Raw genomic sequence first — 4,709 nt, 5'->3', positions numbered from 1 at the left:
CTGATGGACCAGGTGTCCCTGCCGCAGACCGCCCTGCGCCGGTACCCGTCGGAGCTTTCGGGCGGGCAACGCCAGCGGGTGGCTATCGCCCGGGCTTTGGCGCTGAAGCCCGAACTGATCATCTGCGACGAGCCGGTGTCCGCGCTGGACGTTCTGGTTCAGGCCCAGATCCTGAAGCTGCTCGGGGACCTACAGTCGGAGCTCGGTCTGAGCTACCTGTTCATCTCCCATGATCTCGCCGTGGTCCGTCTCATTTCCGACTACGTCTGCGTGATGAAGGACGGTGAGCTGGTCGAAGCCGCTAGTTCCGAGGAAGTTTTCCAGAATCCGCGCCACCCCTACACCCGGCAATTGCTTTCGGCGATCCCTGGCAACGAATTGAACATCGCCTAGAACCGCAGGCAGACAAGAAGATCCCGGCACCATCGGTGCCGGGATCTTCTTTACTCCAGTCGAAGCTGGCTACTTCTTGCGGGTCTTGGGATCGAGCGACTCCCGCAACGACTCGCCCAGCAGGGTGAAGCCCAGCGCCGTCACAGCGATACAGATACCCGGCAGGAACGCCAGCTGCGGCGAGTTGGCGAGCTCGGCCTGCGCATAGGTGAGCATCCGCCCCCACTCCGCGGTCTGCGGGCGCCCACCGCCCAGTCCAAGGAAGGACAGAGCAGCCGCGTCAATGACTGCTGTGGCAAGGGTCAGGGTCGCCTGGACGATAACCGGCCCAACACTGTTGGGCAGCAGGTGGCTCATGGTGATGGTGGACCGACTCAGACCCAACGTCTGGGCGGCAAGAATGTAGTCCGAGCCGCGTTGGGACAACATCGATGCTCGCAATAGGCGGGCGAAAATCGGCACCTGCGAGACACCGATCGCGATCATGACCGCGTAGGGCCCCTGACCCAGGATCGCTGCAATACTGACTGCCAGCAACAGGTTCGGCACCGAAAGAAGAATGTCGACGAACCGCATGATGAGGCTGTCCACCCAGCCGCCCAGTCCACCGGCGAGCAGGCCGAGGATCATGCCGCCGACCAGCCCTAGGGTGGTGGACACGACGCCGATCAACAGGGACGCCTGAGCACCCCAGATGAGCTTACTCAGTAGGTCCCCACCGAATCGGTCGAGACCGAGTGGGTAAGCGTCCAACTCCCCCGGCCCCGGGATGTTGGTGGGCGTGATCTCGGTACGTCCCGGTAGTTCATCGCCGCCGTAGGGAGCAAGGACCGGCGCCAGAATGGCCACCAGCAGGAACAAGCCCACAATGACGGCTCCGGCGATGGCCTGCGGGTTCTTCTTGAGCCGTCGGAAGGCGTCTTTCCAGAGTCCGGTTCCGGCTCCGTCGGGGATGCTCGGTTCGGTGGGCGCCGGCTCGTCACCGGCAGTTGGCGGCAATGTCGTACTCAACTCACACGCACCCTTGGGTCGATGATGCTGTAGGAAATGTCAACGATCAGGTTGATCACTGCGTACAGGATGGCAATGATGATGATGAACCCCTGGAGGACGGGGTAGTCGAGTCCGAAGATCGCATCACGCAAAAATCTGCCGATCCCGTTGAAAGCGAAGACCGTTTCGGTCAACACTGCCCCGGAAATCAGCAAGCCCACCTGCAGACCGATGGTGGTCACAACGGGAAGCATCGCGTTGCGGAGGATGAAGCGGTTCCGGATGGTCTTCTCAAGTAGGCCCTTGGCTCGGGCGGTGCGGACGTAGTCGGCATTCTGGACCTCAAGAACCGAAGCCCTGGTGATCCGTACGATGATGGCCAAGGGGATGGTGCCGAGCGCAATACCCGGCAGGATCAGGTGCTGGAACGCGTCCCAGGCTGCGTCCCACTCACCGGTGAGCATTCCGTCCAACACGTAGAAGTCTGTCACGTGGGTGGCGTCCATTCGCGGATCCTGGCGACCGTCCGGAGGAAGAATGGGCCATTGGATGGCAAACAGATACTTGAGGATGAACGCCAGGAAGAAGACGGGCACCGTGATACCGAGCAGGCTCAGCACTACCGAACCGTGGTCCACAAACCGCCCGTAGTAGCGGGCGGCCAGATAACCGAGGGGAATGCCGATGCCGATGGCGAAGATCAGAGCGACGACAGTGAGTTCGACGGTGCCGGGGAACCGGGTGGCGAACTCCTCCAGCACCGGACGGCCGGTGTTGATCGAGGTGCCGAAGTCACCCTGCAGGAGCTTGCCCATATAGGTGAAGTATTGAGAGACAATCGGCTCGTTGAAGCCGTAGAGCTCGTTCACCCGTTCCACCGCTTCAGGGGTGGCCCGCTCGCCCAGCAGGGCAGTGGCAGGGCCGCCGGGTAGATTGCGCACCCACAGGAACAACAGGATCGACAAGCCGATCAACGTGGGTACCAGCAGCGCGAGGCGCTTACCAATGACGCGTAGCACGGGGTCCTTTCAGGAACGGATCAAACACACAGGAATCAAACACTGTCCAACGAACAACAGGAGAGCCGGGCCGCGCAGGCCAGGCTCTCCTGTCATCTGATGTTGTTACTCGTTGAGTTCGATCATGTTGAAGACCTCGTCATTGACGGGGCTTGCCGGGTAGGACGTGACACGCTCGGCGAAGGCCAGTGACGGCGCGGGGTGAGCCAACGGGATCGCCGGGTTGAACTCGGCGATCTGCTCGTTGATTTCCTCGTACGCCGCTGTCTGCTCTTCACGGTCGGTCATGCCACGGGCTTCGTCCAACGCCGCGAACAGTTCGGGGTTGTCGAAGCCGAATTCGAGCTTCTCCTGGCCGAAGAAAACACCGATGAAGTTGTCAGTGTCGTTGTAGTCACCGGTCCAGCCGAGCAGGTGGATGCCATGGTCAGTTGTTCCCTGGATCTTGTCCAGGTAGTCAGGCGTCCAGACGTCAGGCGCTGGCGTTGCGGTGATACCCACGGCGGCCAACTGGTCGGTCAGGTTGGTGAAGACCTGCTCGGGGGTTGGCATGTACGGCCGGGATACGTTCGTCGGATAGTTGAATTGGACCTCGAAGCCGTCAGGGTAACCGGCTTCTTCCAACAGTTCCATGGCCCGTTCAGGATCATAGTCATAGGTGGTGACGTCTTCGTTGTAACCGTCAACGACGTCGGGGATGAACTGGGTGGCCAGCTGCGTTCCTTCAGGAAGCGTCTGGTCGATCAGTGCCTGCTTGTCGATGGCGTGGTGGATTGCTTCGCGTACCAGTGGATCGCTGAGCTCCTCCACCTCGTGGTTCAGACCCAGGTAGAGGATCGTGAAGGGATCGCGAGGCACAATCATGAAGCCTTCGCCCTCGAGGGTGGGGATATCGGCGGGCGAGACCAGGTCAAACCCGTCGACCGTGCCGGCCTGCAGGGCCTGCGTGCGCGCCTGTGGGTCGTCGATGACGCGGAAGATGATGGTTTCCACATCGCCCTGCTCACCCCAATAGTCCTCGTAGGTGGACAGCTGCAACTGCTCGCCCACCGACCAGGAATCGAACTTGAACGGCCCGGTACCCACGGGGTTACCCTCGGCGTAAGCGCTCAACGCTGGCGCTTCAGCTGAACCGCCAATGTCATCGGCGGCGAACTCCTCGAGCGCCGTCGGGCTCTGCATGGCGAAGGCCGGCAGCGACAGAGCGGGAATGAACCCGGCGAACGGCTGTGCAAGGGTGACGGTCGCCTCAAGGTCCCCGTTCACCTCACAGGATTCGTAGACGGCTGCGTCAGGTGAGTCGGCGAACCCGCGGAACAGGTTGTTGTAGTAGTAGGAGACGGATGGCGCCTGGGCGACACCGGTCCAGTTGTACCAGCGGTCGAAGTTGAAGCAGACGGCTTCCGCGTTGAACTCGGTGCCATCGTGGAACGTGACGCCCTCCTTCAGCGCGAAGGTGGTGGAAAGGCCGTCTTCGGAGGTTTCCCAGGATTCGGCGAGCAGCGGAGCTGGATCGGCCGTGCCGGCCTCTACCCCGACGAGACCCTCAAACAATTGACGGCTGACCCGGAAGGTCTCGCCGTCACTGGCAAAGGCGGGGTCAAGGGACGCAGGATCCGACGACGCAGCAAAGACGAACGTCGAGTCGACGGTCGCTTCACCACCGTCGGCAGTGCCTTCATCCCGCTGGCTTTCGACGCAACCGGAAAGCAACAGCGCACCGATTGCCAATCCGGCCGTCACCACAGCTGCCCGCTTCTTTGCGGGGCGTGAGCTGCGCGGCGGTGTGGCGCTTTCTTGCATGTTGTGCTCCTCATGTACGAGTGGGGAGGCAGCGCACGTAACGTGATGCCCTGACGGCTTCGCCGGAGCGGAGCAATCTGTGGAACGAGCCTAACCCCGGGGATGTCCTCAGATGGGATTTACCTCACAGATGTGGTCACGATTTGGTCACGCGTTGTCGACTGGCCGTCCCCCTAAGAGCACGCTAGGGTGACGGTTGACCCATTGGTGTGGAGGGATTGGCATGGCTGAGCAACTCGACACGGCCGCGTGGTACCGGCGGTTCGCGCTCGTCGAAACCCGCGGATATTCCCCCACCTATGATGAGTGGTGCCCGGCGCCCTGGTGATGGACTGCGCTACCACCGGCCACCCGCCGCTGCCGACGTCGTTACCTCTCATCAGCTTCCGCGCCGTACTCGACCTGAATCCGTTCGACGTCGCAAAGGACGACGACGTCGCCTGGCTGGAAGCACTGATCTGGCCGGAACATGTGCGACGGCGGGACCGGCTCCGCGCCGCC

At 62.0% G+C, this 4,709-nt stretch carries 5 protein-coding genes (1 of these 5 only partly in view); 2 read left to right on the top strand and 3 right to left on the bottom strand.

Translation table 11 applies throughout. The features are described from left to right. Positions 1 to 393: ATP-binding cassette domain-containing protein (locus K728_RS23365; RefSeq protein WP_443111001.1), on the top strand; the 393-nt coding region annotated here is incomplete at its 5' end. Between the two features lie 69 nt (positions 394 to 462). Here K728_RS23365 and K728_RS0115465 read toward each other — a convergent pair. The 3 genes from K728_RS0115465 to K728_RS0115455 form a co-directional block, all read right to left on the bottom strand. Next, complete coding sequence (locus tag K728_RS0115465) at positions 463 to 1,404, bottom strand: ABC transporter permease (protein WP_051317708.1); 942 nt, start codon at positions 1,402 to 1,404, stop codon at positions 463 to 465. Beyond that, positions 1,401 to 2,405 carry an ABC transporter permease gene (locus K728_RS0115460; RefSeq protein ID WP_024477236.1) on the bottom strand — a complete coding sequence of 335 codons (1,005 nt, stop codon included), beginning with the start codon at positions 2,403 to 2,405 and terminating at the stop codon, positions 1,401 to 1,403. The genes K728_RS0115465 and K728_RS0115460 overlap by 4 nt, the downstream gene beginning before the upstream one ends. A 105-nt stretch (positions 2,406 to 2,510) precedes the next feature. After that, positions 2,511 to 4,208, bottom strand: coding sequence for an ABC transporter substrate-binding protein (locus tag K728_RS0115455; protein WP_024477235.1), 1,698 nt, complete (start codon positions 4,206 to 4,208; stop codon positions 2,511 to 2,513). Between the two features lie 327 nt (positions 4,209 to 4,535). Between K728_RS0115455 and K728_RS0115445 the strand changes: the two genes are divergently transcribed. Then, on the top strand, positions 4,536 to 4,709 hold the 5' portion of the coding sequence (locus K728_RS0115445; RefSeq protein ID WP_084442914.1) for a DUF2332 family protein. The gene runs 51 nt beyond the window's last position; the window shows 174 of its 225 coding nt (coding positions 1-174); it begins with the start codon at positions 4,536 to 4,538; its stop codon lies off the right edge, out of view.

Source organism: Arthrobacter sp. CAL618 (assembly GCF_000468215.1).
GTDB lineage: Bacteria > Actinomycetota > Actinomycetes > Actinomycetales > Micrococcaceae > Arthrobacter_D.
This window is presented reverse-complemented; position numbering and strand designations above follow the sequence as displayed.

What these genes read in the sequence shown, in the direction of transcription:
- K728_RS0115455 (WP_024477235.1), bottom strand. Translation starts at nt 4,208, where the DNA reads ATGCAAGAAAGCGCCACACCGCCGCGCAGCTCACGCCCCGCAAAGAAG.